The following is a 5,372-nucleotide window of genomic DNA, read 5'->3' as shown; positions in this document are numbered from 1 at the left end:
CGCGTCTGCTGCGTCACGCCGCGCCGGGCGAGCGCGTCCGCCAGCACCGCGGTATCGGCGAGCAACGTGCGATAGTCGACGCGACGCTCCCCGGCTTCGATCGCCGTGCGCGCAGGTGCGTCGCGCGCCGCGCGTTCGATCAGCACGATCACGTCGTCGTGCGGCCCGGGCAGCGGCATACCGCGCACGATCGAGGGCGGCGGCATGTCGTCGAGCAGGCGCGCGACCGGTTCGTCGGCCGCGCACGCGGCGAACGTGTCGAGCCAGTCCATGAAGCTTTGCGCGTATGCCGCCAGCGTGTCGGCGTCGTACGCATTCGGATTGGCCTCGAGCGTCAGGTGCCACGCACCGCCGCGCACGGCGAGCGTCACGTTCAGGTCCTTCACCGGCCCGCCGTTCACCGCGCGCGCATCGCTCGCCAGCCCGCGAAACGCGACCTGCCGCTCGAACGGCATCACGTTGACGGCCTGGTTGAACAGGAACACGTTGCGCTCGAGCAGGCCCAGATCGCCGCGAATCCAGCCGTACCGGTAATACAGGTGCGGCCGGATCGCGCGCAGCTGATCCGAACAGGCACGCGCGAGATCGCGTGGCGAATGGCCCGCGTCGACATGCACGCGAAACGGCACGATGTTCATCGCCATGCACGGCACGCCGAGCGCCGGCGTGCCGAGCCGGTTCATTACCGGCAACCCGAACGTCAGGTCGCGCTGCCCGCCCTGTCTTGCCAGCCAGATCCCGGTCGCGCACAGCAGCCACGCGTTCCAGTCGACGCCCGCGTGCGCCGCGGCGTCCCTGAGCCGGGCCAGCTGGCCGCCGTCGACCACGCGCGTGGCCCGCGACGCATCGGGCGCCACGTCCTGCTTCGGCGCGAGCGCGAGCGGCGCGGGCAGATCGCGCAGGTATGTGCTCCAGAACGCGCGATCGGCTTCGAAGCCACCGTTCGCGCGATAGCTCGCCTCGGCTTCGACCACGCGATCCACACGCCAGTCGGGCAATTCCGGCACGGGCGCATTGCCGACACGCGCGTTGTAGCGCGCCGCAACGGCTTGCTGCAGCAAGCCGTAACCGAAGCCGTCCAGCGCGATGTGATGAACCTGCAGATACCACCAGTGCCGCGTCGGCGACAGCCGCAACAGCGTCGTGCGATACAGCGGATCGGACGTGACATCGCAGCACACCGACAGCGAGGCCTTCATCCAGTCGCGCGCTGCCTGCTCGGGATCCGCCTGCATCGACAGATCCACGAGCGGTAGTCGCGTAGCCGGCGCGCGGCGAGATTGCCAAAGCGTATCGTCGGCCCACACGAAACGCATGTGGAGCGCGTCGGCATGATCGAACACCGCTTCGACGCTTCCGGTGAGCGCGGCGACGTCGAGCGTGCCGTCAAGTTCGATGATTTCGGCCGTCAGGTAGCCCGGATCGTCGGGATCGACCTGTTGCGCGACCCAGATTCCGTATTGCGCGGATGTCGCGCGTATCGGTCGTTCCATCGGTCGTTCTTCGAGTTGCATGAATGGAGATATCGCGAATGAGCGTTGAACCGGAATGGCAGGCGGTCAGTCGGCCTGCTGCCACGCAATCACGAGTTCGCGATTGCGCGACATCAGCACCAGGTGCTCGTCCATCACGTACTGGATCTGCGCGAGCTTGTCGGCCGAATCGGCTTCGCAGCGCATCCGCAGCCGATCGTCGGTCCGCTGCATCCGGCAGGTGCCGTACGGAAAGTCGACGGTCGCACGGTGCGCGTCGAACACGACGGGCACCTTGATCGCGTAGTGCTTGCACAGCTTGAACAGCACGCGATCGGCTTGCGCCAGCGTGACTTCCGCCGTGCTGGCGAACGGCGCCGGCCGGGTGCCGGGCATGTCGTGCCCGGTCATGCGGGCACCGGCGCGGTGCGTTGCAGCAGGCGCGTCCACGCCCCCAGCGTCGGCTGTTCGGCGAGCTGCACGAACGTCACGTCGTGTCCGTCGGCTCGCCATTGCTCGACGAACGTCATCATGCGAATCGAATCGACACCGCAATCGACGAGGTTGGCGTCCGCGCTCAGTGTCTCGGCCGGAACGCGCAGGCTCCCGGCGACCAGCCGCGCGACGTCGTCGAGGGTCGGCGTCGCGGGATCGTCATGGGTGGCACGGACGAGCGTGTCGACCGACACGACGCTGCCACAGCGTCCCGCGACGTAGTCGAGTGCCATCCGGTGCTCGCGCTCCGAGAAATCCGCGAGCGCATCGCCGACGAAGAACGGCTTGATGTCGCGCATGAACGCGTCGCACGCAGTCATCAGGCAGCCGATGTGCGCATAGATCCCGCAGATCGCGAGCTGGTCGCGCCCCTGTGTGCGCAGCCGGGTGTCGAGATCCGAGCGCCGGAATGCGCTGTAGCGCCACTTGTCGAGCACCGTGTCGCCGGGCGCCGGTGCGACGATCTCGCTGATCGCCGCGCGTGCCGGCTGCGCGGTCAGTCCCGGGCCCCACATGTCGGTCAGGAGCGCGCGATCCGCCGGCGCCTGGGTCGCCGGCTGCGCGGTGTAGTAAACGGGCATCCCCGTCGCATGCGCGAAATCGATCAGGCGCCGCACGCCGGTCAGCAACGACGGCACCGGCGCCGCGCCGCGATCGTAGAAGTCGAGGAAATAATCCTGCATGTCGTGCACGAGCAGCGCCGCACGCCGCGGATCGAACGGCCAGGTCACGCGGTTGGCCGGCAGGTCGGCCGGCATCGGATAGGAAGCGATTTTCGGAATGGCCATGTTGAAATAGGTCGTGAAACTTCGTCAAAATGAATGGATTCGGGATGGCCGCTGCGCCGAAGGTCAGGCAGGCACGTCGGCCAGGCAATCGGCGATGCGTTGCCGCAACGCCCGCTTGTCGATCTTGCCCACCGGCGTCTTGGGGAACGCATCGACGAACTCGATCCGGTCCGGCACCTTGTAGGTCGCAACGCCCTGCTCGCGTACGAACCGCACGAGGTCCGCCGCGCTCGGCGCCGCGGTGCCGCGAATCACGTAGGCACAACTGCGCTCGCCGAGATACGGATCCGGCATCGGCACGAGTGCCGCGTCGGCAACGCCGGGATGCGCCAGCAGCAGGTGCTCGATCTCCTCCGCGGGAATCTTCTCGCCGCCCCGATTGATCTGGTCCTTCGCGCGCCCCTCGACGACGAGATAGCCGTCGTCGGTCATGCGCACGCGATCGCCGGTGCGATAGAAGCCGTCCGCCGTGAACGCGCGCGCGTTGTGCGCCGGCGCGTCGTAATAGCCGCGGATCGTGTACGGGCCACGCGTCAGCAGGTGGCCGACCTGTCCCGGCCCGACCGGACGATCGTCGTCGTCGACCACGAGAATCTCGTCGTCCGGCGAGATCGGCCGCCCCTGCGTGGCGATCACGACGTCGCGCGGATCGCCCAACCGCGTGTAGTTGACGAGCCCCTCCGCCATCCCGAATACCTGCTGGAGTTGTGCGTCGAAGCCGTCCGCCGCGCGCGCGGCCAGTGCCGGATCGAATCGCGCCCCGCCGACCTGCACGAGTTCGAGACTCGCCGGCGCGCCACCGCGCCGCGCCGCGGCGTTCAGCCACACGAGCACGAGCGGCGGCACGAGCGCGACCACGGTGACGCGTTCACGTTCGATCAGATCGAACGCAACGTCGGGGCTGGCGCTGTCGCACAGCACGACCGTGCCGCCCGCGTCGAAGACACCGAGCGAGCCCGGCGAGCTGAGCGCGTAGTTGTGCGCGGCCGGCAGCGCGGCAAGATAGACGGTGCGTTCGCTCAGCCCGCAGATGCGTGCGCTCTCGCGCACGCTGTACAGATAATCGTCGTGCGTGCGCGGGATCAACTTCGGCGTGCCCGTACTGCCGCCCGACAACTGCAGGAACGCCACCTCGTGCGCGGCCGGCCCCGGCGGCAATGCGGCGTCCGGTGCATCGGGCAGATCAAGCCCCGCGTTGCCCGGCGTCGTGAACAGCACGTGCTTCAGCGTCGGCACGTCGGCCTGCACGTCGCGCGCGAGCGACCGGTAGTCGAAGCCGTCGTGAGCGGGCGCCGCGATATAGGCGACCGCGCCCGCGTGCTGACAGAAGAAGCCGATCTCGCGACGCCGGTGCGCGGGCAATGCAAAGACCGGCAACGCGCCGATGCGGAACAAGGCGAACGTCGTCGCAAAAAAGGCCGCGCAGTTCGGCAGTTGCAACACCACGCGATCGCCTGGCGCGATGCCCGCCGCGCTCAGCGCGCGCGCCAGGCGCTGCACTTCGAGCGCAAGCGTCCGGTACGACCAGCGCAGATCGCCCTGCACGAGCGCCGTCCGTGTGCCGAATTGCGCGACGCGCGCATCGAACCACCGGGCGAAGGATTCGCCGCGCCAATAGCCCTTTTGCCGATACGTGTCGGCCAGCGCGGCCGGCCACGGCGTGCCGTGCACGATCGTCATGCCGCCTCCCGGGCACCGCCCGATGCGACGTCGTGGCGAATCCCCAGCGCATCGAGCATCGTCCTGAACTTGGCCGCCGTTTCGGCCCGTTCGCCGTCGGGTGTCGACTCGGCAACGACACCCGCCCCCGCATAGAGCCGCAGCGTGCGATCGAACGCTTGCGCGCAGCGGATCGTCACGATCCATTCACCGTCGCCACGCGCATCGACCCAGCCGAGCATCCCCGCGTAAAACCCGCGGTCGAACGGCTCGGCCGCGCGAATGCACGTGCGGGCCGCGTCACGCGGCGCACCGCAGACCGCGGGCGTCGGATGCAGCGCCAGCGCGAGCGTCAACGCGTCGGCCTGCGTTTCGCCACGCACTTCGGTGGACAGGTGCCACATCGTTTCGGTGTGCATCAGCGACGGGCGTGCCGGCACGTCGAGATGCCGGCAGTACGGCGCGAGGCTGTCGCGCACCGCCTCGACGACGACCCGGTGCTCGTCGAGATCCTTGGCCGAATCCAGCAGCGCCTCCGCGCGACGGCGGTCCTCGACGGGGTCGCGGCTGCGCGGCGCGGAGCCGGCCAGCGGATTCGCGCGCACGATGCCGCCGAAGCGGTTCACGAGCAGCTCCGGGCTCGCGCCGAGCAGCGTGCGTCCCTCACCGAGATCGACCGAGAACGTATAGCCGTGCGGATTGCGCGCCGCGAGACGCGCGACGAGCGGCGCAACCTCGACCGGCTGCTCGCCGTCGACCTCCAGCGTGCGCGCCAGCACGACTTTGTCGAGCTCGCCCGCGCGAATGCGCGCGACCGCATGCGCCACGGCATCGGCATAGGCATCGGCCGCCGGCACCTCGCGCGTCGCATAGCGCAGTCCCGACGGTTCGGGCGCCCGCGGCACGCTGTGCGGTGCCGCACGCAGCATCGTGTGCGCCACCCGCAGCGCGGCCGGCA

The 5,372-nt window shown here is 69.2% G+C and carries 5 protein-coding genes; all 5 read right to left on the bottom strand.

Going from position 1 to position 5,372, the window contains the following annotated elements; all coding sequences use genetic code 11:
- On the bottom strand, nt 1-1,493 hold a 1,493-nt coding region (locus tag G3N93_RS33460), incomplete at its 3' end, for a condensation domain-containing protein (RefSeq protein WP_241026804.1).
- A 66-nt stretch (nt 1,494-1,559) separates the two neighbouring features.
- Nucleotides 1,560-1,883: a DUF2218 domain-containing protein gene (locus G3N93_RS33455; RefSeq protein WP_241011998.1), complete on the bottom strand. Its 324-nt coding sequence runs from the start codon at nt 1,881-1,883 to the stop codon at nt 1,560-1,562.
- Nucleotides 1,880-2,755 (bottom strand): isochorismatase family protein, encoded by an 876-nt coding sequence (locus tag G3N93_RS33450; RefSeq protein ID WP_174933892.1) that lies wholly within the window; start codon nt 2,753-2,755, stop codon nt 1,880-1,882. Before G3N93_RS33450 ends, G3N93_RS33455 begins: the two co-directional genes overlap by 4 nt.
- Nucleotides 2,756-2,818: 63 nt before the next feature.
- Complete coding sequence (locus tag G3N93_RS33445) at nt 2,819-4,435, bottom strand: (2,3-dihydroxybenzoyl)adenylate synthase (protein ID WP_206134877.1); 1,617 nt, start codon at nt 4,433-4,435, stop codon at nt 2,819-2,821.
- A partial coding sequence (locus tag G3N93_RS33440) for an isochorismate synthase (protein WP_206134876.1) occupies nt 4,432-5,372 on the bottom strand: 941 nt, incomplete at its 5' end. The genes G3N93_RS33440 and G3N93_RS33445, both read right to left, overlap by 4 nt.

Source organism: Burkholderia sp. Se-20378, from assembly GCF_017104665.1.
Classification (GTDB): domain Bacteria; phylum Pseudomonadota; class Gammaproteobacteria; order Burkholderiales; family Burkholderiaceae; genus Burkholderia; species Burkholderia lata.
This window is presented reverse-complemented; position numbering and strand designations above follow the sequence as displayed.

Bases quoted from the DNA above. Each gene is read 5' to 3' on its own strand.
- G3N93_RS33450 (WP_174933892.1), bottom strand. From the start codon at position 2,755: ATGGCCATTCCGAAAATCGCTTCCTATCCGATGCCGGCCGACCTGCCG.
- G3N93_RS33445 (WP_206134877.1), bottom strand. From the start codon at position 4,435: ATGACGATCGTGCACGGCACGCCGTGGCCGGCCGCGCTGGCCGACACG.
- G3N93_RS33455 (WP_241011998.1), bottom strand. From the start codon at position 1,883: ATGACCGGGCACGACATGCCCGGCACCCGGCCGGCGCCGTTCGCCAGC.